Genomic DNA, 24,675 nt, shown 5'->3' on the forward strand with positions numbered 1-24,675 from the left:
AGGACAGATGGACAAATTTTGGCTCTCGTCGTACGAGAACGGCGTGGCGACGGAAATCGATCCGACCCAGTACCGCTCGCTGACGCATTTGCTGGAGGAGGCGTTTCGCAAGTACGCCGACCGCAAGGCCTATGCCTGCATGGGCAAGTCCATCACGTTCGCGGAACTCGATGCGATGTCGCTGCGCTTAGCGGCCTGGCTGCAGGCGCGCGGCCTTCAAGCCGGCGCGCGCGTGGCGATCATGCTGCCCAACGTGCTGCAGTATCCGGTGGCGCTGGCCGCCGTGCTGCGCGCCGGCTACGTGGTCGTCAACGTCAATCCGCTGTACACCCCGCGCGAGCTGCAGCACCAGCTGGTCGACTCGGGCGCCGAGGCGATCGTGGTACTCGAGAACTTCGCCCACACGGTCGAGCAGGTGGTGCGCCAGACGAACGTCAAGCACATCGTGTTGGCGACCATGGGCGACCTGCTGGGCGGCCTGAAAGGCACGCTGGTCAACCTGGTGGTGCGCAAGGTCAAGAAGATGGTGCCGGCCTATTCGCTGCCGGGCGCGATCGGTTTCAACAAGGTGCTGGCCGACGGCGCGCGAGAAACCCTCAAGCCGGTCACGATCGGCCACGACGACATCGCCTTCCTGCAGTACACGGGCGGCACCACCGGCGTGTCGAAAGGCGCGGTGCTGCTGCACCGCCACGTGATCGCCAACGTGCTGCAGAACGAAGCCTGGTTCGCCCCGACCCTCGCCAAACTGAAGGCCGGCGAGCAGCCGCAGTTCGCCTGCGCGCTGCCGCTGTACCACATCTATGCGCTCACGGTCTGCGCGCTGCTGGGCCTGCGCATCGGCGGCATGAACCTGTTGATCCCGAACCCGCGCGACATCAAGGGCTTCATCAAGGAGCTGGGCGGCTACCGCATCAACATCTTCCCGGCCGTGAACACGCTCTACAACGGCCTGCTCAACAACGACGATTTCGCCAAGCTCGATTTCTCGGGCCTGATGGTGTGCCCGGGCGGCGGCATGGCGGTGCAGAAGGCGGTGGCCGACAAGTGGCTCAAGACCACCGGCATCCCGATCGTCGAGGGTTACGGCCTGTCGGAGACCTCGCCGGTGGTGAGCGCCAACCGCTGCGACATCACCGATTTCACCGGCACCATCGGCCTGCCGCTGCCCTCGACCGAGCTGCGCATCCTGGACGACGCGGGCAATGAAGTCCCGTTCGGCACCGCCGGCGAGATCGCCGTGCGCGGCCCGCAAGTGATGGCCGGCTACTGGCAGCGCGACGACGAGACGGCCAAGGTCATGACCGCGGACGGCTTCTTCAAGACCGGCGACATCGGCATCATGGACGCGCAAGGCTATACCCGCATCGTCGACCGCAAGAAGGACATGATCCTGGTCTCGGGCTTCAACGTCTATCCGAACGAAGTCGAGGGTGTGGTGGCCTCGCACCCGGGCGTGCTGGAAGTGGCATGCGTGGGCGTGCCCGACCAGAACTCGGGCGAAGCCGTGAAGCTGTACGTGGTGAAGAAGGACGCCGATCTCACCACTGAACAGATCAAGGAATTCTGCAAGGAACGGCTGACCGGCTACAAGCGGCCCAAGTTCATCGAATTCCGCGAGACCCTGCCGAAGACAAACGTCGGCAAGATCCTGCGGCGCGAACTGCGGGACGAGAAGAAGACCGCTTGACCGGCTTGCGCGTCAATTTGATCGTTTAACTCAGTACAGCCACGTCGTTCCCGCGCAGGCGGGAACAGTGCCACTGGCACTGTTCCCCCTAAGTTTGCCAGCGTAGCGATAATGCAAGCACCTTAGGTTCCCGCCTTCGCGCGAACGACGTTTTGGGGCTAATGATTCAACCGATCTAGCGGTGCGCCACCAGCGACTCGAGCGGGGGCAGCTGACGCGGTTTGCGGTCAGGGCCGGTGGCGACATAGGTCAGCGTCGCCTCGGTCACCTTGACCACCTCGGCCGCCAGACGGTTGCGTTCGGCATACACCTCGACGAAGACGGTGACCGAGGTGTTGCCGACCTTGGTGATGTCGGCGTAAAACGACAGCAGGTCGCCCACGAACACCGGGTTCTTGAACAGGAAGGAGTTGACGGCGATGGTCGCCACGCGGCCATTGGCGCGGCGGGTGGCGGGCAGCGAGCCGGCCAGGTCGACCTGGGCCATGATCCAGCCGCCGAACACGTCGCCGTACACATTGGCGTCGGACGGGGCGGGCATGACGCGCAATTCGGGCATTTTTCCTGCCGGCAGACGTACCGCGGTTGGGACGGTGGCAGGGGCGGTCGGGGCGTTTTCGGGCGTGGTCATCGTGAATTCTCGGTAAAAGCTACAATCGACCCGAATTGAACCATAAATCCAGAAGCCCCGTCATGCGCCGCAACTCCGCTCCACTCCCTCCCGACACCAACGGTGTGCCCCGCAACGACTGGGGCACCCTCAAAACCCTGTTTCCCTACCTGTGGGTCTACAAGTGGCGGGTGATGGCCGCCATGGCCGCGCTGGTCGGCGCCAAGATGGCCAACGTCGGCGTGCCGCTGGTGCTCAAGAAGATCATCGACGGCCTGGCGATCGACCCGGCGCACCCGCATGCGCTGCTGGTGCTGCCGCTCGGACTGCTGGCCGGCTATGGCCTGCTGCGCCTGTCGATGACGGTCTTCACCGAGCTGCGCGAGTTCCTGTTCGCGCGCGTGACCCAGCGCGCGGTACGCACCATCGCGCTCAAGGTGTTCCGCCACCTTCACGCGCTGTCGCTGCGCTTCCACCTGAATCGCCAGACCGGCGGCATGACGCGCGACATCGAGCGCGGCACGCGCGGCGTCAATTCGCTGATCTCGTATTCGCTGTTTAACATCTTGCCGACCCTGGTCGAGATCACGCTGGTGCTGGCCTACCTGGTGTTCAACTACGATATCTGGTTCACCATCATCACGGCGGTGGCGCTGGCGTCCTACATCACCTTCACGGTGGTCGTGACCGAGTGGCGCACGCACTTCCGGCGCACGATGAACGAGCTGGAGTCAAAAGCATCGACCAAGGCGATCGACTCGCTGCTCAACTACGAGACGGTCAAGTACTTTGGCAACGAAGACTACGAGGCGCGGCGCTACGACGAAGGCCTCAAGAACTACGAGAACGCCGGGGTGCGCTCGCAGACCTCGCTGTCCTTCCTTAACACCGGCCAGTCCCTGATCATCGCGACCGCCGTCACCTTGATCCTGTGGCGCGCGACCGAGGGCGTCATTGCCGGCACCATGAGCCTGGGCGACCTGGTGCTGGTCAATACCTTCATGATCCAGCTCTACCTGCCGCTCAACTTCCTGGGCGTGATCTATCGCGAGATCAAGCAAAGCCTGGCCGATATGGAACGTCTGTTTGGCCTCCTGGACCAGAATCGCGAAGTGGCCGACAGTCCCAAGGCCCAGCCGCTGGCGACGAAAGGCGCCGAGGTCGCGTTCTCGCACGTCGAATTCAGCTACGAGACCAAGCGGCAGATCCTGTTCGACGTCGACTTCACGATTCCCGCCGGGACCACGACCGCGGTGGTGGGGCATAGCGGCTCGGGCAAGTCGACCCTGTCGCGGCTGCTGTTCCGTTTCTACGACGTCAACGGCGGCGCGATCCGCATCGACGGCCAGGACCTGCGCGACATCACCCAGGAATCGCTGCGCGCCGCGATCGGCATCGTGCCGCAGGACACGGTGCTGTTCAACGACACGATCGAATACAACATCGCCTACGGCCGGCCCGGCGCCAGCCGCGAGGACATCGTGGCGGCCGCGCGCGCGGCCTCGATCCACGACTTCATCGAAAGCCTGCCGGATGGCTACGGGAGCATGGTGGGCGAGCGCGGCCTGAAACTGTCGGGCGGCGAAAAGCAGCGGGTGGCGATCGCGCGCACCTTGTTGAAAGACCCGGCGATCCTGATCTTCGACGAGGCCACGTCGGCGCTCGATTCGCGCGCGGAGCAGGCGATCCAGGCCGAGCTGAAGGAGATCGCGAAGAACCGCACGACCCTGGTGATCGCGCACCGCCTGTCGACGATCGCCGATGCGCAGCAGATCATCGTGCTCGACCACGGCAGGATCGTCGAGCGAGGCACGCACTATTCGCTGCTGGCGGCGCAGGGCCTGTATGCGCAGATGTGGGAACGGCAACTGGCGCGGCCGGATGAGGATGTGGCGTCGCCGCCGCTGGAGGTGGAAGCACTGCGCGTGCAGCAGGATTAGCACCACCTGCCTTGGAACGTCGTTCCCGCGCAGGCGGGAACCCAAGCCCTTCGCTTATCGCAAAAGCATGCAGTAGTGGTCCGCACGCACACTTGGGTTCCCGCCTACGCGGGAACGACGGGTCATGTACCTGTCCGACTCGATCAGTAGGTGTAGAACATCCGCTGGATGTTTTTGGTATCGGTCGTCTTGGTCAACGCCAGCATCAGCAGAATGCGCGCCTTCTGCGGGCTCAGGGTGTCGGCCACCACGAAGTCCAGCTCGTCGTCATTGGCTTCGCCATTGCGCGCCACGATGCCCTGGCCGACGCGGCTCGCGCGCACGATCACGACGCCGTCCTTGCGCGCCTTGACCAGTGCCGGCTTCGTCTTTGCCGGCAGGCTGCCATTGCCCACGCCCGCATGCACCAGCCCCCTGGCGCCGGCTGCGACCAGCGCATTCACCGCGACGTCGCCCACGTTCGCATACGCATAGGCCACGTCGACCTGCGGCAGCGCATCGAGTTTGCTCACGTCGAACTCGGTGTCCAGCGTGTGGTTGCGCACCACGTTACGGTAGAAGAACGGCTTGCCGCCCTGGATGTAGCCGATCACGCCCAGTTCCGAGGTGCGGAAGGTGTCGGTCGTGGTGGTGTTGGCCTTGGTGACGTCGCGCGCCGAATGGATCTGGTCGTTCATCGCCACCATCACGCCGCGGCCCGCCGCCTCGGGCGTGCCGGCCAGGCGCACCGCGTTGTACAGGTTGATCGGGCCGTCGGCCGACAACGCGGTCGACGGCCGCATCGAGCCGACCACCACCACCGGCTTTTTGCTCTTGACCGTCAGGTGCAGGAAATACGCCGTTTCTTCGAGCGTGTCGGTGCCGTGGGTGATCACGATGCCGTCCACGTTCGGCTGCGCCAGCAGCACGTTGACGCGCTTGGCCAGTTGCAGCCATTGCGCATCGCTGATGTTTTCGCTGGCGATCTGGAACACCTGCTCGCCGGTGACATTCGCCACCTTGGCGATCTCGGGCACCGCCGCGATCAGCGATTGCACGCCCACGGTGGCGGCGGTGTAGCCGACCGTGGTGGTGCTGGTGGCGCCGGTGCCGGCGATGGTGCCGCCGGTGGCGAGAATGGTCACGTTCGGCAGCTTGGCCGTCTGGGCTTGCACGGCTGCGGCCGCGAACATGAACAGAAAGCCGCACAGCATGGTGCCTACGGCTTGGGGGAACTGCTTGGACATCGTGTTACTACCTTTCTAAAACTGGCGGGACGCCCTGGAAATCAGGGCTTCTTGTAGACCACGCCATCCTTCATCACAAACTTGACCTGCTCGAGCACTTTCACATCCTGCAAAGGATCGCCCTCGACCGCGATGATGTCGGCCGCGAAGCCCGCGTCGATCGCGCCCAGGCGCTTCGGCTGGTCGAGCAGGATGGCGGCGTTGACCGTGGCCGAGCGGATTGCGTCGGCCGGCGTCATGCCCGCTTCGACCATATAGCCGAATTCCTTGGCATTGTCGCCGTGCGGGAACACACCGGCATCGGTGCCGAAGGCGATCTTCACGCCGGCTTTATGGGCACGGCTGAAGGTGGCCTGCAGCTGAGGACCGATCGCGGCCGCTTTCGGACGCACGAGGGCGGAATAATAATTCGGTTCCTTGGCCTTGTCCGCCACGTAGCGGCCGGCCGAGATGGTCGGCACGTACCAGCCGCCGCCCTTCTTGAACAGCGCGATGACTTCGTCGTCCATCAGGGTGCCGTGCTCGATCGAGTCGACGCCGACGCGCAGCGCGCGCTTCATGCCTTCGGCGCCGTGGGCGTGGGCCGCGACGCGAAAACCGTAGTCCTTCGCGGTGCTCACCACGGCGCGCAGCTCGTCCTCGGTGTACTGCGAGTTGTGGCCGCTGGCGGCCTGGCTCAGGACGCCGCCGGTGGCGGTAACCTTGATCAGGTCGGCGCCATCCTTGTAGCGGGTGCGCACCGCCTGGCGCGCTTCCTCGGGGCTGTTGAGCACACCCTCGGTCGGGCCGGGCGTGCCGATCTTCTCGGACAGGAAGTGCGACAGGTTGTTGGTCGGATCGGCGTGGCCGCCGGTGGTGGCCAGCGATTTACCGGCGGTGAACATGCGCGGGCCCGGCACTTCGCCGGCGGCGATGGCGCGCTTGAGCGAGATGTTCAGGTTATCGGCAGCGCCCAGGTCGCGCACCGTGGTGAAGCCGGCCATCAGGGTGCGCTCGGCGTATTTCACCGAACGATAGGCCATGTCGGCCGGATTGGCGGCCAGGCGGTCGCGGTAGGCGTCGACCGCCGGCTGGGTTTCGCTGGTCAGGTGCACGTGCATGTCGATCAGGCCCGGCAGGCAGCTGTGGCGCGAGAGGTCGATGTTGCCGGCAGCCTGCGTCATGGGTCCGACCGAGACGATGCTGCCGTTCTCGATCACGATGCTGACGCGCTCGCGCCAGACGCCTTTCTGGACGTCCAGCAGCCGGCCGCAGTCGACCGTCTGGGTGGCGGCGTGCGCGCTGTTCAGGGCCAGCAGCATGCCGGCGGCAACCATCTGTTTCATCTATCTCTCCTTGTTGTGATTATCGATGTTGAAAAAACAAAGGCCCTCCATTGCTGGAAGGCCTCGGGTGCTACGGGCAGTCGCTCACCACACCTACTTCAGCGGTGAGATGGCGGGTTCCTTGTTGGGTTCTCCCAAGTCGCCTTCCCACTTGGCGACGACGGCGGTGGCGATGCCGTTGCCGATCACGTTGGTGGCCGAGCGCGCCATGTCCAGGAAGTGGTCGATCGCCAGCAGCAGCAGCAGGCCCGCTTCCGGGATGTCGAACTGGTTCAGGGTGGCGGCGATCACGACCAGCGAGGCGCGCGGCACGCCGGCCATGCCCTTCGAGGTCAGCATCAGCACCAGCATCATGGTGATCTGGGTGCCGATCGACAGGTCGATGCCGTAGGCCTGGGCGATGAAGACGGCCGCGAAGGTGCAGTACATCATCGAGCCGTCCAGGTTGAACGAGTAGCCGATCGGCAGCACGAACGAGGCCAGGCGGTTCTTGACGCCGAAGCGCTCCAGGCTTTCCAGGGTTTTCGGGAATGCCGCTTCGGACGAGGCGGTCGAGAAGGCCAGCACGGTCGGGCCGCGCAGTTCGGAGACCAGGCGCAGTATGCGTGGGCCGATCACGGCCATGCCGATGCCGATCAGGACGATCCACAGCAGCGCGATGCCGAAGTAGAACTGGGCCATGAAGATGCCATAGGTCGACAGCACGCCCAAGCCGCTCTTGGCGATGATGCCGGCCACCGCCGCGAACACAGCGATCGGCGCGAAGTTCATCACGTAGCCGGTCAGCTTGAGCATGACGTGGGCAACGCCGTCGATGGCGTCGATCATCGGCGTGGCGCGCGCGCCGACCGCCGCGGCAGCGGTGCCGAAGAACAGCGAGAACACCACGATCTGCAGGATCTCGTTCTTGGCCATGCCGTCGACGATCGAGGTCGGGATCAGGTGGGTAATGAAGTCCTTCATCGTCAGGCTGCCGCTCGTGATGCCCGAGGTCGCGTCGACCGGTGGCATCATGCCTGCCGCGAACAGCGCGTCGCCCGGACGGAAGATGTTCACCAGGATCAGGCCGAGCGACAGCGAGATGACCGAGGCGATCATGAACCAGCCCAGCGCCTTGATGCCGATGCGGCCGACTTCCTTGGCGTCGCCCATCTTGGCGATGCCGACCACCAGGGTCGCGAACACCAGCGGCGCGATGATCATCTTGATCAGGCGGAGGAACATCGTGGTAATCAGCGACATCGTGTCGGAGAAGCTCGTCGCGCCCGTCGCATCGGTATTGGTGTTGACCAGGTAGCCGACCACGATGCCGACCACCAGGGCGATCATGATGAAGGTAGTCAGGCGATTTCGATTGTTCATAAAGCTTCCTGTCGTGTGGACCTGTGCAGGGCCGGCGGCGGCGGATTGCGCTGTCGCTGGCAGGTTGTTCGGGCAATGACCGGTTTTCGAGGACCGAAGGCCGGTTGGTACTGAAGATTATGGCAAGTTCCGCAGTATCCTAGGCACAGTTAGTGCTGTCAAGCACGCTTACACCGTTGCCGTTACGGTAATCCGACATGACTTTCCGGCCCGCCGAACGCACCCCGCGCGGCGCGGCGCAGCGCAGGTAAAATACGCCTTTCATACGCCATTCGTTTTTCGAGAGCCGCCATGTCCACCATCGAGACCCCAGACACCATCACCATCACCCGCCCAGATGACTGGCACCTGCACCTGCGCGACGGCGCGGCGATGGCCAGCGTATTGCCGCACACCGCCCGCCAGTTCGGCCGCGCGATCGTGATGCCGAACCTGCGCCCGCCCGTGACCACGGCCGCCGCCGCTCTTGAATACCGCGCCCGCATCCTGGCCGCGCTGCCGGAGGGGATGCGCTTCGAGCCGTTGATGACCCTGTACCTGACCGACAACACCGATCCGGACGAGATCCGCCGCGCCCAGGACACCGGTTTCATCCACGCGGTCAAGCTGTACCCGGCCGGCGCCACCACCAACTCGGACGCCGGCGTCACCGACCTCAAGAAGTGCTACAAGACGCTGGAAGTGATGCAGGAAGTCGGCATGCCGCTGCTGGTGCATGGCGAAGTGACCGACAACGAGATCGACCTGTTCGACCGCGAAGCCGTATTCATCGAGCGCGTGATGCGCCCGCTGCGTAAAGACATGCCGGCGCTGAACGTGGTGTTCGAGCACATCACCACCAAGGACGCGGCCCAGTACGTGGCCGAGGCCGAAGGCCCGATCGCGGCCACCATCACCGCCCACCACCTGCTGTACAACCGCAACGAGATTTTCCGCGGTGGCATCCGCCCGCACTTCTACTGCCTGCCCGTGCTCAAGCGCGAAGAACACCGCCTGGCGCTGGTCACCGCCGCCACCAGCGGCGACGAACGCTTCTTCCTGGGCACCGACTCGGCGCCCCACGCTGTGCACACCAAGTACGCCGCCTGCGGCTGCGCCGGCTGCTACACCGCGCTGCACGCGATGGAGATGTATACCGAAGCCTTCGCCCAGGCTGGCGCGCTCGACAAACTGGAAGCCTTCGCCAGCTTCAACGGCCCGGCCTTCTACAACCTGCCGCGCAACGAGGGCACGATCACGCTCAAGCGCGAATCGTGGACCCTGCCGGAATCGGTGCCGATGGGCGAACACCAGCTGGTGCCGCTGAACGCGGGCGAGAGCATCAACTGGAAGATGGTATAAGCGGAGCCGTGCTGCCGCCGATCGACTGGGCGCAGCCGTGGTACGACACGGTGCGTCCAAGCTTTGAACGGGCCGCGCCGCCGCTTGACGGCTTCATCGATGCCTTCAACGTGGCGGCGCGCGCGCTCGACCTCCGTAACGGCGGCGGCATGCCGCTGTCCTTCGTGCCGCAAGCCGCGCTGCCGGAAGGGACGGCCTATGAAGAATTCATCGGCGCCACCGGCCAGGTGCCGACCCGCGACAACCTGCACGATTTCTTCAATGCGCTGGTGTGGCAGACCTTCCCGGGTATCAAGCGCGCGCTGAACGCGCTGCAGGCGGCGCAGATCGCCGAGGCCGGCGTCGGCAAGTCGCGCGGGCCGGCGCGCGACGCCGCCACCATCTTCGACGAGAACGCAGCCTTGCTGGTGGTGCGCGACAACGAGGCAGGGCGCTCGCTGGTCGACGACTTGCGTGCGCACCGCTGGCTCGCCGCCCTGTACGATAAGCGTGACTTGTTCGGCAAGGACGTCGAGGTCTGGCTGTTCGGCCACGCGCTGATGGAAAAGCTGGTGGCGCCGCGCAAGGCGATCACCGCACATACGCGGGTGGTGTTCGCCGGCGACGATTACTTTGCGCTGGAAGGCGATGCGCGCCGCGCCTGGCTCGACCGCGAGGTGACGGCCAGCCTGGCGAATGAAGAGCTTACGCCGGGCGGCTTCACGCCACTGCAGGTGCTGGGCATTCCAGGCTGGTGGCCTGGGCAAGACACTGATTTTTATCTGGATACGACTGTGTTCCGTCCCAAGCGGACGGCGTGAAAAGGGAGAAGCCGATGGCTGAAACGGTACGCTGGGGAATTCTCGGCACGGGCAAGATTTCGCGTGCCTTTGCCAATGCATTGAAAGACGTGCCGGGCGCCGTACTGGCCGCCGTGGGTTCGCGCAGCCAGGACAAGGCCGCGGCCTTCGCCGAGGAATTCGGCGCGCCGGCCAGCTACGGCTCATGCGAGCTGCTGGCCCAGGCCGAGGGCATCGACCTGATCTACATCGGCACGCCGCATCCGGAACATGCCGGCAACGCCCTGATGGCGCTGCGCGCCGGCAAGGGCGTGCTGTGCGAGAAGCCGTTCACGATGAACCTGCGCGAAGCCGAGCAGGTGGTGACGCTGGCGCGCTCGAAACGCCTGTTCCTGATGGAGGCGATGTGGACGCGCTACCTGCCGGCCTATCTGGAAGTGAAACGCATCCTGGCCTCGGGCGAGATCGGCACCCCGCGCCAGATCGTCGCCGACTTCGGCTTCGCCGCCGCCTTCGGTCCCGAGCACCGCGTGTTCAATCCCGAGCTGGGCGGCGGCGCGCTGCTCGACCTGGGTATCTATCCGCTGTCGGTCGCGGCCGGCCTGCTGGGGCCAGTGATCGAAGTCCGTGCGCAAGCCGAGATGGGCCCGACCGGTGTCGACGTGCAGACCGGTTTCACGCTCAAGCATGAAGGCGGCGGCATGTCGGTCTGCAGCTGCTCCTTCCTGGCGCGCACGCCGGCCGAACTGACCGTGTCGGGCGAGCGCGGGCAGGTGCGGATGAACACCATGTTCCACCGCGCGACTTCGGTCACCGTCAAGCTGGACGACGGCAGCGAGCGCACGATCGAGACGCCGTATCTCGGCAACGGCTATGTGCACGAGGCGATCGAGGCCCAGCGCTGCTGGCAGCAGGGGCTGCTGGAAAGCCCGTCGATGACGCAGGGCGAGACGCTGGCGCTGATGGGCGTGATGGACGAGATCCGGCGCCAGATCGGCCTGCGTTACGCGGCCGACCGCGCGTAGGGAAGATGCCATGAAGCTCGGGAGCGTCACGCCGATCCTGCGCATTTTTGATGAGGCCAAGGCCAGGGAATTCTATGTCGACTACCTCGGTTTCACGGTCGACTGGGATCACCGCTTCGGCCCCGGCATGCCGCTCTACCTGCAGGTCTCGCGCGGCGACTGCGTGCTGCACCTGAGCGAGCATCACGGCGACTGCTGCCCGGGCGCCGCGCTGCGGATCGCGGTCGACGACATCGACGGCCTGCATGCCGACCTCACCGCCAAACAATATGGTTATGCCCGGCCCGGGATCGAGGACACGCCGTGGGAGACGCGCGAGCTGAGCGTCAAGGATCCGTTCGGGAACCGGCTGACGTTCGCCGACTAGCGGGCCGGCATCCTATTTCGGCGCGGTGGCTGCATCCAGCCGCTTGAACAACTCCCGGTGCAGTTCCCGCGTGTGCTTCTCCATGTGCGTGCGCGCATGCCCGATCTCCTTCAATTCGCGCTGCGCCACCGCCTCCTTGCCGTTGGCGAGCGCCCACAGCGCCAGTTCGACGCGCGCCTCGATGCTGCCGAAACGTTCGACCACGGCCTCGAATTCGGTGCCCGCGTCGTCTTGCCGGCCGACGGCGGCATAGGCGCGGCCCAGCTCCAGCCCGACTTCGTCGGCGCGAAAGTTCGGATGCTTCGATTGCAGCGGCGCCAGCAGTGCAATCGCCGCCGCTGGTTGTCCGTGCGCCGCATTGGCGCGCGCCGCGCCCAGGATGACCTCAGGGTCGCCCGCGAACGGCCCGTTCAGGCAGGCATCGTAATGGCGCACCGCTTCTTCCGATTCGCCAGCCTCGAGCAGGGCGGCCGCCAGGCGCATCTGGTTGTGGGCGGTCGGCGTCAGGTCGAACGCGCTCCGGGCCTCGCGTACGTCGCGGCCAGGATCGAGGCTTTTCTGAAGCGCCCGCCCGGCCATGCGCCCGCGCCGCTCGAGACGCGAGGCCGGCAGGTATTCAGCCACGAAGTAGGCGAGGCTGCCGAGCAGTGGAAAGGAGAACAGGATCAGCAGCCAGTACAACTGACGGCGGTTGCGTACGGCGTGGATCGCGAAGAAGATGGCGATGAGGAAGTGCAGTCCGAGTCCGATGAGGGGCATTGCAGGTTCCGTGTTCAGTGTTCGTCGGGAAGACAGCAAAGATAGCCGACATCGCAGCCTGGATGTCTCACCGATTCTCACAGTGCGTTCTCACAACATCGCTACCGGATCGTGAGGCAGGGCGTATTTATCCGGACAAGATCCTGCTAGAGTGAATGTAATTTCCCAGAAGGAAAACACATGACCCCGGACCAGAATGTCGCCGTCCTCGTGGACTGCGAGAATGCGCAGCCGAGCGTGATCGACGAGGCGATGCGGCTTGCATCGACCCTCGGACGGGTGGCCTTGCGGCGCGGCTACGGTAACCACACCGCCCTGGCGAGCAAGTGGCAGGATGCGCTGGTGCGCCATGGGTTCGCCCCCTGCATGCAATTCCAGTATGTGACCGGCAAGAATACTGCGGACATCGCGCTGGCGCTGGATGCGCTGGAGATGCTGCTTGACCGGCGCGCCGACCGTTTTGTCATCATCACCAGCGATTCCGATTTCGTCGGCCTGTGCCGCAAGCTGCAGGAGCGTGGCGCCAATGTGCATGTCTTCGGTGAGGTGAAAACACCGGCGGCCCTGCGCCACGCCTGCGACAGGTTCCATGAGTCGGCCCCTCCGGCGCCACCGGATGCCGCGCCGGCGCATGCAGCGGCAGCGGCTGCGGAGATCGTCAAGCGCAGGCCGAGATTCGTGGTCGAGGCGGTACGTTCGCTGGCGCTTTCATCGCCAGATGGCAGGGTCGATCTCGGCGCACTGGGCAACCATCTGAGGGCGGCACACGCCGGTTTTTCACACGCAGCTTATGGCTACAAGAACCTGCGCACGATGATCGAGGCGTACGATCTGTTGCGGATGCACCAGACCGAAGGAGGCCACTGCCGCGTAGGCCTGGTGTCGGACGGTGCGCCGCAGCCAGCCATCCTGCGCGCGGTGTAGTCCCGGCGCGAAATGCTCAATCCAGGGCAGGCGCATCCAAGATATGCCGCACATCGAGCGCGCGAATGCGCGGCTCGACGTAGTAGCCGCCTGCTTCCACATAGCTGAGGCAGTAGCGCAGGCATACGCTGCATTGCTGGACCGCGCAGCGGTTGTAGGGAAAATAGTGGATGGCGACCGGCGCGTCCGGCGACCAGTAATTGGTCCCGTGCGGATGGTATTCGGCGAAGGTCGGCTCGGCGTAGGGATCGCCGGCCAGCGTGCCGGCCGGGCGCATCTGCGCCTGCGGGAACGATACCGGCGTACGCGTCCACCCGGGGTAACTCGCGATCTCGCATGCGCAGCTGTCTGCTACCTGCGCCGAGGCCAGTGCGAGGGCACGCAGTTCATCGATATTCAATGCCTGTTCCGTATTCATCGTTCGTCTCTCCATCAGACCTTCAGGAATTCCTCGCGCCCGCCCAACCAGCGCGCCAGGTGCGCATCGACCACCGCGATCTTCTCGGGTTTTTCGCCGTCGAGCAGGTACTGCGCCACGTCGCGCGCGCGGTCGACCAGCCAGCCATCGAGCTCCAGGTCGGCGAAGCGCAGCATCGCCTGGCCCGACTGGCGCGCCCCCAAAAACTCTCCCGGCCCGCGGATCTCAAGGTCGCGCCGCGCGATCTCGAAGCCATCGGTCGTCTCGCGCATCGTCATCAAACGCTGCTTTGCCACCTGGCCCAGCGGCGCTTGATACAGCAGCAGGCACACCGAGGCCGCCGATCCGCGCCCCACACGCCCGCGCAACTGGTGCAGCTGCGACAGGCCGAAGCGCTCGGCATGCTCGATCACCATCAGCGAGGCATTCGGCACGTCCACCCCGACCTCGATCACGGTAGTCGCCACCAGCACATGCACCTGGCCGGCCGTGAAGGCGTCCATCACTTCCTGTTTCTCGGCCGGCTTCATGCGGCCATGCACCAGCCCCACCTGCAGCTCGGGCAGCGATTCGGCCAGGGTTTCGTAGGTCTCGGTCGCGGTCTGCAATTGCAGGGCTTCGGATTCCTCGATCAGCGGGCAGACCCAGTACGCTTGCCGGCCTTCGAGCGCTGCCGCGTAGACGCGCTCGATTACCTCGTCACGCCGCATCTGGTCGATCGCGCGCGTGACGATCGGGCTGCGGCCAGGCGGCAGCTCGTCGATCACCGATACTTCGAGGTCGGCGTAATAGGTCATCGCCAGGGTGCGCGGGATCGGCGTGGCCGACATCATCAGTTGGTGCGGCACCAGGCCGTCGCTGCCCTTGTTGCGCAGGGTGAGGCGCTGGCCGACGCCGAAGCGGTGCTGTTCGTCGACGATCACCAGGCCCAATTTCGCGAACTGCACCGTATCCTGGATCAGCGCATGGGTGCCGATCACCAGATTCGCCTCGCCCGACTCGATCAACTCGTTCGACGCGGCCTTCTCTTTTTTCTTGAGGCTGCCGGTGAGCCAGGCGACCTTCACGCCGAGCGGCTCCATCCAGGCCGCGATCTTCCTGAAATGCTGCTCGGCCAGGATCTCGGTTGGCGCCATCAGCGCCGCCTGGTAGCCGCTGTCGATCGCCTGCGCCGCGGCCAGCGCCGAGACCACGGTCTTGCCGCTGCCGACGTCGCCCTGCAGCAGGCGCTGCATCGGATAGCCTTCGCGCAGGTCGGCACGGATCTCTTCCACCACGCGCTGCTGGGCGCCGGTGAGCGCAAACGGCAACCCTTTCAGGAATGCGTCGGACAGCGCACCCACTGCGCGCAAGTGCGGAGCGCCTTTTTCGCGCCTGGCGCGCTGGGCGCGTTTGAGGGACAGCTGCTGCGCCAGCAGCTCGTCGAACTTCATACGCTCCCAGGCCGGATGCGATTTTTCGCCCAGTGCGTGTTCGTCGACGTCGGCCGGCGGATAGTGCAGCAGCTTCACGGCCGGCTCGAAGTCGATCAAGCCCATCTTGGCGCGGATGCCCGCGGGGACGGTATCGCTCCAGTCGATCCGCTTCATCGCATCGGCGATCGCGCGCCGCAGCACCGTCTGCGACAGGCCTTCGCCGGACGGATAGACAGGCGTGAGCGAGGAAGGCAGCGGTGCGCCTTCGTTGACGACCTTATATTGCGGATGCACCATCTCGGCCCCGAAGAAGCCGTGTTTCAGTTCGCCGCGAGCACGGATGCGCGCGCCTTCGGCCATCTGCTTGACCTGGCTGCCATAGAAATTCATGAAGCGCAGCAGCAAATCGCCCGATTCGTCGGCGATGGTCACCAGCAGCTGGCGCCGCGGCTTGAACGAGATTTCGTTCTTGGTCACCACGCCTTCGACCTGCGAAACGTGGCCGCCGCGCAGGCAGGCCTCGCGGATGGACACGATCTGGGTCTCGTCCTCGTAGCGCATCGGCAGGTGCAATACCAGGTCCATGTCGCTGCGCAGTCCAAGGCGGGCGAGCTTGCTTTCGAGGGTTTTGGGAGGATTTGTGGTCTTGGAGGCGGGCATATCGCGGCAAAATGGCGCTCGCTGGCGTAAAATAGAAGGTTCGCCATCAGCGCTGGAGCCTGTATTGTAAAGCTGGCAGCGCTTATTTTCCCAGAATTGAGAATAATGTACTCGCTTTCCGATTTCGACTTCGAGCTGCCCCCCGAGCGCATCGCGCAGCTGCCGCTGCCCGATCGCAGCGCCTCGCGCCTGCTGCAGCTCGATCATGACCAGATCCTAGATCGCCACTTCGCCGACATCGTCGACCAGCTCCAGCCGGGCGACCTCCTGGTGATGAACAATACCCGCGTGCTCAAGGCGCGCTTCTTCGGCGTCAAGGAAACCGGCGGCCAGGTCGAGGTGCTGGTCGAGCGCGTGCTCGACAACCGCACCGTGCTGGCCCAGGTGCGCGCCTCCAAGTCGCCCAAGCCCGGCAACCGCATCCGCCTGGCCGACGCTTTCGATGTGACCACCGGTGAACGCGCCGGCGAATTCTTTACCCTCCATTTCGAGGGCGATGTGTTCGAGCTGATCGAGGCCCACGGCCGCCTGCCGCTGCCCCCGTATATCGAGCACACCGCCGACGAATTCGACGAACAGCGCTACCAGACCGTGTACTCGAAGGAACCGGGCGCGGTCGCCGCGCCGACGGCCGGCCTTCACTTCGACCAGCCCCTGCTCGACAAGTTGTCGCAAAAAGGCGTCCAGTTCGCCTACGTCACTCTGCACGTGGGCGCCGGCACCTTCCAGCCGGTGCGGGTCGAGGATTTGAGCGAGCACAAGATGCACACCGAGTGGTACACCATTGCGCAAGAGACGGTGGACGCGGTGCGCGCCGCGAAAGCGGCGGGCCGCGACGTGGTTGCCGTCGGCACCACCAGCCTGCGCGCGCTGGAATCGGCCTCGCAAAGCGGTGAGCTGGTCGCCGGCAGCGCCGATACCGCGCTGTTCATCACGCCCGGCTACACCTTCAAGACGGTCTCGCGCCTGGTCACCAACTTCCACCTGCCCAAGTCGACGCTGCTGATGCTGGTGTCGGCCTTCGCCGGCTATGCTCCGATCCGCAAGGCCTATGCCCACGCGATCGCCAATGAATACCGCTTCTTCAGCTATGGCGACGCCATGCTGCTGACGACCACTTCACGTTGATAGAAAAACGATGCTCGAATTTACCCTGCTCAAAAAAGACACCAGCGGCCTGTCGCACGCCCGCCGCGGCCGCCTGAAACTGAACCACGGCACCATCGAAACCCCGATCTTCATGCCGGTCGGCACCTATGGTTCGGTCAAGGCGATGGACCCGGTCGAACTCAAGGAAGTCGGCTCGCAAATCATCCTCGGTAACACTTTCCACCTGTGGCTGCGTCCCGGCGTGGACGTGATGAACAAGTTCGGCGGCCTGCACGGGTTCATGGGCTGGGACAAGCCGATCCTGACCGACTCCGGCGGCTTCCAGGTGTTTTCGCTGGGCGCGATGCGCAAGATCACGGAAGAGGGCGTCAAGTTCTCCTCGCCGATCGACGGCTCGAAACTGTTCCTGTCGCCCGAGATCTCGATGCAGATCCAGCGCGCGCTGAACTCGGACATCGTGATGCAGTTCGACGAGTGCACGCCCTACGAAATCGACGGCCGTCCGGCCACCGCAGAGGAGGCCGCCAAGTCGATGCGCATGTCGCTGCGCTGGGCCCAGCGCTCGATGAACGAGTTCACCGGCGGCGAAAACCCGAACGCGCTGTTCGGCATCGTCCAGGGCGGCATGTACGAGCACCTGCGCGACGAGTCGCTGGCCGGCCTCGAGGATATTAATTTCCCGGGCCTGGCGATCGGCGGCCTGTCGGTGGGTGAGCCGAAGGAAGACATGAAGCGCATCCTGGCCCACGTCGGCCCGCGCCTGCCTGAGAACAAGCCGCACTACCTGATGGGCGTCGGCACGCCGGAAGACCTGGTCGACGGCGTGGCGAATGGCGTCGACATGTTCGACTGCGTGATGCCGACCCGGAACGCGCGCAATGGCTGGCTGTTCACCCGCTTCGGCGACGTCAAGATCAAGAACGCGCGCTACAAGGAAGACCAGGCGCCGCTCGACGAGAGCTGCGATTGCTATTGCTGCAAGAATTTCTCGCGCGCCTACTTGCATCACCTGCACCGCTCGAACGAGATCCTTGGCGCCCGCCTGAACACCATCCACAACCTGCATTACTACCTCAAGCTGATGCAGGAAATGCGCGACGCCATCGATGCCGACCGTTTCAACGAGTTCCGCATCGAGTTCAATGCGGGCCGCGCGCGCGGCGTGTAAGCGCTTGCTTACTCGCTGAGCGGGGCAGCATCGTATTGACGCTGCTGCCCCGTGCTAAATTTCTAGTTGGCTCTTGCAATACTGAAAAGCAAGATTACCTATTGCCAGATTTGGTTTTCGGTGTCTAGCCGATGCTAGAATACACCGCTTATTTTTTTAACTTCACAATCGGAGTTCTTGTGTTCATTTCCAACGCTTACGCGCAAACCGCCGCCGCTGACCCAGGCATCATGGGCAGCCTGACGACCTTCCTGCCGCTGATCCTGATGTTCGTGGTCATGTACTTCCTGATGATCCGTCCTCAGCAGAAACGCCAGCGCGAGCTGAAAGCGATGATGGAAGCACTGACCAAGGGCGACGAAGTCGTCACCGCCGGCGGCATCGTGGGCCGCGTCTCGAAAGTGACCGACGGCTATGTGTCCCTGGAAATTGCGACCGGCACCGACATCACCGTGCAGAAGAACGCGGTGACCACCCTGCTGCCGAAGGGCACCCTGAAAGCCCTGTAAGTGCAAGCCTGTGCGGCTCCACCCGGGCCGCACTGCCCAACCTGAACGCCGGAACACTATGAATCGCTATCCCGTCTGGAAATACCTACTGATCGTCTTCGCGCTGTTGCTCGGCGCGTTGTACACGGCGCCTAACTACTTCGGCGAAACGCCGGCGTTGCAGGTGACATCGGGCCGTTCGACCCTGAACATCACCAGCGCCTCGGTTGGCCTGGTCGAGGATGCGCTCAAGCGTGTCGGCGTTCCCTCCACCGGCATCACCCTCGAGGGCACGGGCCACAGCACGTCAGTGCGCGCTCGCTTTGCCGGTACCGAAGAGCAGTTCAAGGCCAAGTTGGCCCTCGAAAAAGAGCTCAACCGCGACCCGGCCAATCCCGATTACATCGTCACCGTCAACCTGGTCAAGAATACTCCTGCCTGGATGGAAAAGATCGGCGCCGGTCCGATGAGCCTGGGCCTCGACTTGCGTGGCGGCGTGCACTTCCTGCTGCAGGTCGACACCAAGGCCGTGATCGACAATAAGGTCAAGGCGCTTCAATCGAGCGTGCGCAGCAATCTGCGCGACAAGAACGTGCGCCACGCCGGCATCGAGCGCGTGGGCGACAACATCGAAGTGCGCTTCCGCGACGCCGCCACCCGCACCGCCGCCCGCGGCGTGCTGAGCGCGCAGTCGAACGAGATCAACTTCGCCGACGCCGCCGACGGCGCCGACCAGAAACTGGTCGTCAGCCTGAAGCCGGATGCGATCAAGCGTTCCATCGAAGACGGCGTCAAGCAGAACATCGTGACCCTGTCCAAGCGTATCAATGAACTGGGCACCACCGAGCCGATCATCCAGCAGCAGGGCGCCGACCGCATCGTGGTCCAGCTGCCGGGCGTGCAGGACGTGGCGCGCGCCAAGGACATCATCGGCCGTACCGCGACCCTCGAGCTGCGCATGGTCGACTCGACCGTGACCCCGGGCACCGAGCTGTCGGCCGCCATCCCGATCAATTCCGAACTGTTCACCGAAGGCCGCGGCGCCCCGGTCGTGCTGTCACGTGACATCATCCTGACCGGCGAATACATCTCGAGCGCCACCGCCAGCTTCGATTCGAACCAGCAGCCGGCTGTCTCTCTCGACCTGAACGGCGACGGCGGCCGCCGCATCCGCCAGGCTACCCGCGACAACGTGGGCAAGCGCATGGCCATCCTGCTGAAAGAAAAGGGCGTGTACAACGTCCTGTCGGCCCCGACCATCCAGAGCGAGCTGGGTTCGTCGTTCCAGATCACCAATATGGGCACCTCGCAGGACGCCAACGAGCTGGCCCTGCTGCTGCGCTCGGGCGCGCTGTCGGCGCCGATGGAATTCGTCGAGGAACGCGTGATCGGCCCGCAACTGGGCCAGGAAAACATCGATCGCGGCCTGCACTCGACCATCTGGGGCTTCGTGGCGATCGCGGTCTTCATGATCGTCTACTACCACCTGTTCGGCGTGTTCTCGGCGCTGGCGCTGGCGGCCAACGTGCTGTTCCTGCTGGCCCTGCTGTCGATCCTGGGCATTACGCTTACCCTGCCGGGCATCGCCGCAATCGCGCTGGCGCTGGGCGTCGCGATCGACTCCAACGTGCTGGTCAACGAGCGTATCCGCGAAGAGCTGCGTGGCGGCGCGCCGCCGCAGGCGGCGATCGCGGCCGGTTCCAAGCACGCCTGGGACACCATCGTCGACTCCAACGTGACCACCCTGATCGTCGGCCTGGCGCTGCTGATCTTCGGTTCCGGTCCGGTGCGCGGCTTCGCCGTGGTGCACTGCCTGGGCATCCTGACCTCGATGTTCTCGGCCGTCGTCGTGGCCCGCGGTTTCGCAAACCTGTGGTACGGCCGCCAGAAGAAACTGACCAAGATTTCGATCGGCACGGTCTGGCAGCCGGGCATGTCGCCTACCAAGAAGTAAGGACTCGAGACTGACATGGAATTTTTCAAGATCAAACGGGACATCCCGTTCATGCGCCACGCCCTGATCCTCAATGCGATCTCGGTGCTGACTTTCGTGCTCGCGGTGTTCTTCCTGTTCAGCAAAGGGCTGAACTTCTCGGTGGAATTCACAGGCGGCACCGTGATGGAGTTGCGCTATCCGCATGCGGCCAACCAGGAAAAGATCCGCGACACGCTGCGCGGCATGGGCTATTCGCATCCTGAAGTGGCCAGCTTCGGCACTGCCCAGGACATCATGCTGCGCCTGCCGATCCTGGAAGGCGCGGAAGCGGCCGGCACCTCGGCCCGCGTCTTCAACGCCATCTGCGCCGCCGACGGCGGTGCGCCGAAGCAGAGCCAGGTCACGACCGAAAAAGGCGAGGTGATCAACCACACCAGCTGCGCCAAGGCGTCCGGCGAAGAACTGATCAGCCTGCAGCGGGTCGAGTTCGTCGGCCCATCGGTCGGCGAGGAGCTGGCCCAGAACGGCCTGAACGCGCTGATCATGGTCATCGTCGGCATCATGATCTACCTGGCGATCCGCTTCGAATGGAAATTCGCCGTCGCCGCCGTGGTCGCCAACCTGCACGACGTGGTCATCATCCTGGGCTTCTTCGCCTTCTTCCAGTGGGAATTCTCGCTGACGGTGCTGGCGGCAACGCTGGCGGTGCTGGGCTACTCGGTCAACGAATCGGTCGTCATCTTCGACCGGATCCGCGAGATGTTCCGCAAGCAGCGCAAGATGTCGACGTCGGAAGTCATCGACCACGCGATCACCAGCACCATCTCGCGCACCATCATCACCCACGGCTCGACCCTGATGATGGTGATGTCGATGCTGTTCTTCGGCGGCTACGCGCTGCACTACTTCGCGATCGCGCTGGCCATCGGCATCCTGTTCGGCGTGTATTCGTCGGTGTTCGTGGCGGCGGCGGTGGCCATGTGGCTGGGCGTCAAGCGCGAAGACCTGATCAAGCCGATCAAGGAAAAGGACGAGACCGACGGCGCGGTGGTTTAAGCTTTCCGCTGCGCATAAAAAATGCCGCCCCGGCTTGCCGCGGCGGCATTTTGTTTGATGTGACGCTGTTGCGCTACGAATTTCACAGTGTTGTGTGTGGCAGCGCACGGAATCGCCACCATGGCCCGCCTATAGTGAACCTGTCTCTTTCAGGACATCCCTAGTTTTGGACTTCACCCGCTTCCGCAACGAAGCGGGTTTTTTTTGCCCCGTTACCCCACCATCCCACGGCCGCGCTTTACAGGGCCAGCTGCAGGCCGCCGTCGCCATCCGGCTGCTCCGCCGGCACGGCGCAGCAGACCAGCACCTCGTCGTCTGCCACGCTCGCGCCTGGCTCCTTGATATAGGTCACCGCGCCCTTGAGCAGCTTGGTGCGGCAGGTTCCGCACGTGCCTTCGCGGCAACTGAATTCCGGTTCCAGTCCGCGCGCCTCGGCCAGCTCGAGCAGGGTGCCGCTGCCGGGTGTCCAGCGCGCTTCCTTGAGCGAATCCATGAACATGACCGGGACGGTTTTTGTCGCCGGCGGTAGCCGCGCAGGGGCCGCCACGGCGGCGCAGTCGGGCGTGCGCGCCAGGGAGGCTGGCCCGAAGGCTTCGGCATGGATCCGGCTGTCGGCGATGCCGTAGCCGCGCAGCCCGTCATAGATCGCCTGGCTGAAGGCCGGAGGGCCGCACAGGTAGAACGCGTAGTCGCCGAAGGACAGGTATTGGCCGAGCAGCGCCATGTCGATGCGGCCGGCGGCCTCGTAGTCCTGGCCCTCGCCGGCCTCGTCCGGTTCGCTCAGCACGCGCACCAGCTTGACGGCGCCCTTCGCGGCGGCGACCAGTTCGGCCAGTTCGCTGTCGAAGGCGCGCTCGGCCTTCGAGCGGGCGGCATAGAACAGGGTTGTCGGACGAATCTTTTGTTTGCGCAATCCTTCGTAGACGATATGGCGCAGCATCGCCAGCATCGGCGTGATGCCGACGCCGCCGGCCAGCAGCACCACCGGGCGGCTGGTCGCCATGTCGAGCGTGAAGTCGCCGGCCGGCGCGCGGGTTTCGAGCACGTCGCCTTCGCGCAGCTGCTCATGCAGGTAGCGCGACACCAGGCTCTCGCGCTTGACGCTGATCCGGTAGCCGCCATCGGAAGGCGCGTGCGACAGGGTATAGGTACGGATGAGCGGCTTGTCGGCTCCGGGCAACGTGACCCGGATCGGCAGGTGCTGCCCCGGCAGGTGCGGCAGTAGCCCGGCGCCGTCGTCCGGCTCCAGGTAGAAGGAGCGGATCGCCGTGCTTTCCTCGACGATGCGCGCCACCTTCAGGCTGCGCCAGCGGTTGGCGAAGTCAAGCGCACGCAGGCGCTCGCTAGCCTGCTGCCAGTCGCCGGTCATCAGCGAGTTGTCCGACCAGCCACCGTCCTGGAAGGTCCAGCGCAAGGCCAGGCCGGCGCGCCGGCGCACGATGCGGCGCGGCTTGAACGTCCACAGCCGCTCGGCGCCCTGGAAGGCGGCAATCTCGGGCGAGTCGAACACGACTTCGGCGTCGCCGCTCATCTGCAGCATGTCTCCGCTGGCGAAGTCGACGAACAGCAGGCCGGCCTTGCCGTTGACGACGATATTGCCCAGCGTATTGAAGAACAGGTTGCCGTCGAAGTCGGGAATCGTGAGCGTGCCGTCGCCGGCGATGCGCACGAAGCCGGCTTTCCCGCCGCGGTGCGAGACGTCGACCTGGCGCCGTTCCGTACGATCGCTCCGGTCGGCATAGGAGGCGACGAAGAAGGCGTCGGCCCCTGCGATCAGCGCGCGCGCCTCCGGGTCGAGCGCGGCCAGGTGCTCGGCCTGGCCGGTGAACGTGGCGCCCGGCTCGCGCCCGAAAGCGAACTCGCGCAGCTGGATGTAGCGCGGACAGTTGCCGAAGCTCTGGTCGACGTCGATATGCAGCCCGGCATCCGTGTGCGCCAGGCGTCCGTTCATGCGGTTGCGGCGCCGCGTGTGCATCTCCATGCCCAAGAGGCCCACCGGCGCGCCATCGCGCATGCCTCCGGCGGCCGGGTCGGCTGGGTGCACACGGGTGGCGAGGTCGAGCGAGGTGCGCGTCGGCGACGACATGAAGCCAGGCCGGCCTTCAAGAAAAGTTGCCCACGCATCGCCGCTGGCATCCACGCTGCCCAGCACGATGAAGGGCAGCTGGGCATAGAAGGCGCGGTGCTGGTCGGGCATGAAATCCCGCACCACGCGCCGGCCGACGATATCCATGCGTTCGACCACCCCTAATTTCGCCTGGATGAATTTTTCGCCTTCGTGCCAGGTGGGCAGCTTTTCCAGTTGTTCGGCCATGTCGTCTCCTCTCAATGCGTGGGCCGTCGTTACGCTGCGGCAGCCAGGCCGACCGACGTCTGGACAAACGGAACGAAGCCCGGCAAGGCCTCGATGCGGCGCAGGAAGGCCTGCACGGCGGGATAGCCGGACAGGTCGACATTGCCTTCGGGCGCGCGGGCGAGGTAGCTGTAGAGCGCGACGTCGGCGATGGTCGGATGGTCTGCTGCCAGCCAGTCGCCGCCGGCCAGGTGGCCTTCGAGCCGGGCGAGCAGGGCGTGGGCGCGGGCGATGACTTCGTCGGCATGGTACTTGGCGCCGAATACGGTGATCAGGCGCGCTGCCGCCGGACCGTAGGCGACTTCGCCGGCAGCCACCGACAGCCAGCGCTGCACGGCCGCGGCGCCGGCCGCGTCCACGGGAAGCCAATCATTACGGCCGGCTTTGGTGGCGAGATAGACCAGGATGGCGTTCGAATCGGCGATGACCGTGCCTTCGTCTTCCAGCACCGGCACCTGGCCAAACGGGTTCAGTGCGAGAAAGGCGGGCTTCTTGTGCGCGCCCGTCTTGAGATCGACTTCGACCAGCTCGTGCGGCACGCCGAGGAGCGAAGCGAACAGCACGACACGGTGGGAATGGCCGGACAGCGGGTGGTGATGGATTTTCATGTTCTTGATCCCTGGTTGGTTAATGGAGCGCGTCAATCGCGCCCCATGCAAGCAGTGTGGGATCAAATGAATTTGATGGGAATGACTCTGTTGGCACATGATTATTTCGCTGATC

21 protein-coding genes are annotated in these 24,675 nt (G+C 64.8%); 12 read left to right on the top strand and 9 right to left on the bottom strand.

Annotation, left to right across the window (positions count from 1 at the left end; all coding sequences use genetic code 11):
* Positions 1 to 7: 7 nt before the first annotated feature.
* The gene (locus SOM61_RS09140) at positions 8 to 1,690 is read left to right on the top strand and encodes a long-chain-fatty-acid--CoA ligase (protein ID WP_320473800.1); all 1,683 of its coding nucleotides are present in this window, start codon (positions 8 to 10) and stop codon (positions 1,688 to 1,690) included.
* Between the two features lie 175 nt (positions 1,691 to 1,865).
* Here SOM61_RS09140 and SOM61_RS09145 read toward each other — a convergent pair whose 3' ends face one another.
* Positions 1,866 to 2,321: an acyl-CoA thioesterase gene (locus tag SOM61_RS09145; protein ID WP_320473801.1), complete on the bottom strand. Its 456-nt coding sequence runs from the start codon at positions 2,319 to 2,321 to the stop codon at positions 1,866 to 1,868.
* Between the two features lie 62 nt (positions 2,322 to 2,383).
* On the opposite strand from SOM61_RS09145, the gene SOM61_RS09150 reads away from it, so the two are divergent.
* A complete protein-coding gene (locus SOM61_RS09150) occupies positions 2,384 to 4,240 on the top strand; it encodes an ABCB family ABC transporter ATP-binding protein/permease (protein ID WP_320473802.1) in 1,857 nt (618 codons plus the stop codon).
* A gap of 143 nt (positions 4,241 to 4,383) precedes the next feature.
* Here SOM61_RS09150 and SOM61_RS09155 read toward each other — a convergent pair whose 3' ends face one another.
* The 3 genes from SOM61_RS09155 to SOM61_RS09165 all read right to left on the bottom strand — a co-directional run bounded on the left by SOM61_RS09155 (position 4,384) and on the right by SOM61_RS09165 (position 8,153).
* Entirely contained in the window at positions 4,384 to 5,466 is a 1,083-nt protein-coding gene (locus SOM61_RS09155; protein WP_414674957.1) for a type II asparaginase, read from the bottom strand.
* 41 nt (positions 5,467 to 5,507) lie between these two features.
* Entirely contained in the window at positions 5,508 to 6,791 is a 1,284-nt protein-coding gene (locus SOM61_RS09160; RefSeq protein ID WP_320473803.1) for a metal-dependent hydrolase family protein, read from the bottom strand.
* 93 nt (positions 6,792 to 6,884) lie between these two features.
* The gene (locus tag SOM61_RS09165; protein WP_320473804.1) at positions 6,885 to 8,153 is read right to left on the bottom strand and encodes a dicarboxylate/amino acid:cation symporter; all 1,269 of its coding nucleotides are present in this window, start codon (positions 8,151 to 8,153) and stop codon (positions 6,885 to 6,887) included.
* Between the two features lie 291 nt (positions 8,154 to 8,444).
* Here SOM61_RS09165 and pyrC point away from each other — a divergent pair, with 291 nt between their 5' ends.
* From pyrC to SOM61_RS09185, 4 genes are read left to right on the top strand one after another with little or no spacing between them, the layout of a single operon-like run.
* Entirely contained in the window at positions 8,445 to 9,494 is a 1,050-nt protein-coding gene (gene pyrC, locus SOM61_RS09170; protein ID WP_208279595.1) for a dihydroorotase, read from the top strand.
* A gap of 8 nt (positions 9,495 to 9,502) precedes the next feature.
* A complete protein-coding gene (locus SOM61_RS09175) occupies positions 9,503 to 10,294 on the top strand; it encodes a DUF3025 domain-containing protein (protein WP_320473805.1) in 792 nt (263 codons plus the stop codon).
* 14 nt (positions 10,295 to 10,308) lie between these two features.
* Positions 10,309 to 11,298, top strand: coding sequence for a Gfo/Idh/MocA family protein (locus SOM61_RS09180; RefSeq protein WP_320473806.1), 990 nt, complete (start codon positions 10,309 to 10,311; stop codon positions 11,296 to 11,298).
* Between the two features lie 10 nt (positions 11,299 to 11,308).
* The gene (locus SOM61_RS09185; protein ID WP_320473807.1) at positions 11,309 to 11,665 is read left to right on the top strand and encodes a glyoxalase superfamily protein; all 357 of its coding nucleotides are present in this window, start codon (positions 11,309 to 11,311) and stop codon (positions 11,663 to 11,665) included.
* Between the two features lie 12 nt (positions 11,666 to 11,677).
* On the opposite strand, the gene SOM61_RS09190 is transcribed toward SOM61_RS09185, so the two are convergent.
* Complete coding sequence (locus SOM61_RS09190) at positions 11,678 to 12,424, bottom strand: hypothetical protein (protein WP_320473808.1); 747 nt, start codon at positions 12,422 to 12,424, stop codon at positions 11,678 to 11,680.
* Positions 12,425 to 12,604: 180 nt separating this feature from the next.
* On the opposite strand from SOM61_RS09190, the gene SOM61_RS09195 reads away from it, so the two are divergent.
* Positions 12,605 to 13,348: an NYN domain-containing protein gene (locus tag SOM61_RS09195; protein WP_320473809.1), complete on the top strand. Its 744-nt coding sequence runs from the start codon at positions 12,605 to 12,607 to the stop codon at positions 13,346 to 13,348.
* 16 nt (positions 13,349 to 13,364) lie between these two features.
* Here SOM61_RS09195 and SOM61_RS09200 read toward each other — a convergent pair whose 3' ends face one another.
* On the bottom strand, positions 13,365 to 13,766 hold the full coding sequence (locus SOM61_RS09200) for a hypothetical protein (protein ID WP_320473810.1): 402 nt from the start codon (positions 13,764 to 13,766) through the stop codon (positions 13,365 to 13,367).
* A gap of 14 nt (positions 13,767 to 13,780) precedes the next feature.
* The gene (gene recG, locus SOM61_RS09205; protein ID WP_320473811.1) at positions 13,781 to 15,841 is read right to left on the bottom strand and encodes an ATP-dependent DNA helicase RecG; all 2,061 of its coding nucleotides are present in this window, start codon (positions 15,839 to 15,841) and stop codon (positions 13,781 to 13,783) included.
* A gap of 105 nt (positions 15,842 to 15,946) precedes the next feature.
* On the opposite strand from recG, the gene queA reads away from it, so the two are divergent.
* The 5 genes from queA (at position 15,947) to secF (ending at position 21,599) form a co-directional block, all read left to right on the top strand.
* Positions 15,947 to 16,969, top strand: a complete 1,023-nt coding sequence (queA, locus tag SOM61_RS09210; RefSeq protein ID WP_320473812.1) for a tRNA preQ1(34) S-adenosylmethionine ribosyltransferase-isomerase QueA — start codon at positions 15,947 to 15,949, stop codon at positions 16,967 to 16,969.
* A 10-nt stretch (positions 16,970 to 16,979) separates the two neighbouring features.
* Complete coding sequence (gene tgt, locus SOM61_RS09215) at positions 16,980 to 18,119, top strand: tRNA guanosine(34) transglycosylase Tgt (RefSeq protein ID WP_320473813.1); 1,140 nt, start codon at positions 16,980 to 16,982, stop codon at positions 18,117 to 18,119.
* Positions 18,120 to 18,298: 179 nt separating this feature from the next.
* A complete protein-coding gene (gene yajC, locus SOM61_RS09220; protein ID WP_320473814.1) occupies positions 18,299 to 18,628 on the top strand; it encodes a preprotein translocase subunit YajC in 330 nt (109 codons plus the stop codon).
* A 58-nt stretch (positions 18,629 to 18,686) separates the two neighbouring features.
* A complete protein-coding gene (secD, locus tag SOM61_RS09225; RefSeq protein ID WP_320473815.1) occupies positions 18,687 to 20,561 on the top strand; it encodes a protein translocase subunit SecD in 1,875 nt (624 codons plus the stop codon).
* A 15-nt stretch (positions 20,562 to 20,576) separates the two neighbouring features.
* On the top strand, positions 20,577 to 21,599 hold the full coding sequence (secF, locus tag SOM61_RS09230) for a protein translocase subunit SecF (RefSeq protein ID WP_320473816.1): 1,023 nt from the start codon (positions 20,577 to 20,579) through the stop codon (positions 21,597 to 21,599).
* Positions 21,600 to 21,837: 238 nt separating this feature from the next.
* On the opposite strand, the gene SOM61_RS09235 is transcribed toward secF, so the two are convergent.
* Complete coding sequence (locus SOM61_RS09235) at positions 21,838 to 23,913, bottom strand: 2Fe-2S iron-sulfur cluster-binding protein (RefSeq protein ID WP_320473817.1); 2,076 nt, start codon at positions 23,911 to 23,913, stop codon at positions 21,838 to 21,840.
* 29 nt (positions 23,914 to 23,942) lie between these two features.
* The gene (locus SOM61_RS09240) at positions 23,943 to 24,560 is read right to left on the bottom strand and encodes a glutathione S-transferase family protein (protein WP_320473818.1); all 618 of its coding nucleotides are present in this window, start codon (positions 24,558 to 24,560) and stop codon (positions 23,943 to 23,945) included.
* Positions 24,561 to 24,675 lie beyond the last annotated feature (115 nt).

The organism is Massilia sp. CFBP9012 (assembly GCF_034045115.1).
Taxonomy (GTDB): domain Bacteria; phylum Pseudomonadota; class Gammaproteobacteria; order Burkholderiales; family Burkholderiaceae_D; genus Telluria.

Bases quoted from the DNA above. Each gene is read 5' to 3' on its own strand.
- SOM61_RS09140 (WP_320473800.1), top strand. From the start codon at position 8: ATGGACAAATTTTGGCTCTCGTCGTACGAGAACGGCGTGGCGACGGAA.
- SOM61_RS09145 (WP_320473801.1), bottom strand. From the start codon at position 2,321: ATGACCACGCCCGAAAACGCCCCGACCGCCCCTGCCACCGTCCCAACC.
- SOM61_RS09150 (WP_320473802.1), top strand. From the start codon at position 2,384: ATGCGCCGCAACTCCGCTCCACTCCCTCCCGACACCAACGGTGTGCCC.
- SOM61_RS09155 (WP_414674957.1), bottom strand. From the start codon at position 5,466: ATGTCCAAGCAGTTCCCCCAAGCCGTAGGCACCATGCTGTGCGGCTTT.
- SOM61_RS09160 (WP_320473803.1), bottom strand. From the start codon at position 6,791: ATGAAACAGATGGTTGCCGCCGGCATGCTGCTGGCCCTGAACAGCGCG.
- SOM61_RS09165 (WP_320473804.1), bottom strand. From the start codon at position 8,153: ATGAACAATCGAAATCGCCTGACTACCTTCATCATGATCGCCCTGGTG.
- pyrC (WP_208279595.1), top strand. From the start codon at position 8,445: ATGTCCACCATCGAGACCCCAGACACCATCACCATCACCCGCCCAGAT.
- SOM61_RS09180 (WP_320473806.1), top strand. From the start codon at position 10,309: ATGGCTGAAACGGTACGCTGGGGAATTCTCGGCACGGGCAAGATTTCG.
- SOM61_RS09185 (WP_320473807.1), top strand. From the start codon at position 11,309: ATGAAGCTCGGGAGCGTCACGCCGATCCTGCGCATTTTTGATGAGGCC.
- SOM61_RS09190 (WP_320473808.1), bottom strand. From the start codon at position 12,424: ATGCCCCTCATCGGACTCGGACTGCACTTCCTCATCGCCATCTTCTTC.
- SOM61_RS09195 (WP_320473809.1), top strand. From the start codon at position 12,605: ATGACCCCGGACCAGAATGTCGCCGTCCTCGTGGACTGCGAGAATGCG.
- SOM61_RS09200 (WP_320473810.1), bottom strand. From the start codon at position 13,766: ATGAATACGGAACAGGCATTGAATATCGATGAACTGCGTGCCCTCGCA.
- recG (WP_320473811.1), bottom strand. From the start codon at position 15,841: ATGCCCGCCTCCAAGACCACAAATCCTCCCAAAACCCTCGAAAGCAAG.
- queA (WP_320473812.1), top strand. From the start codon at position 15,947: ATGTACTCGCTTTCCGATTTCGACTTCGAGCTGCCCCCCGAGCGCATC.
- tgt (WP_320473813.1), top strand. From the start codon at position 16,980: ATGCTCGAATTTACCCTGCTCAAAAAAGACACCAGCGGCCTGTCGCAC.
- secD (WP_320473815.1), top strand. From the start codon at position 18,687: ATGAATCGCTATCCCGTCTGGAAATACCTACTGATCGTCTTCGCGCTG.
- secF (WP_320473816.1), top strand. From the start codon at position 20,577: ATGGAATTTTTCAAGATCAAACGGGACATCCCGTTCATGCGCCACGCC.
- SOM61_RS09235 (WP_320473817.1), bottom strand. From the start codon at position 23,913: ATGGCCGAACAACTGGAAAAGCTGCCCACCTGGCACGAAGGCGAAAAA.
- SOM61_RS09240 (WP_320473818.1), bottom strand. From the start codon at position 24,560: ATGAAAATCCATCACCACCCGCTGTCCGGCCATTCCCACCGTGTCGTG.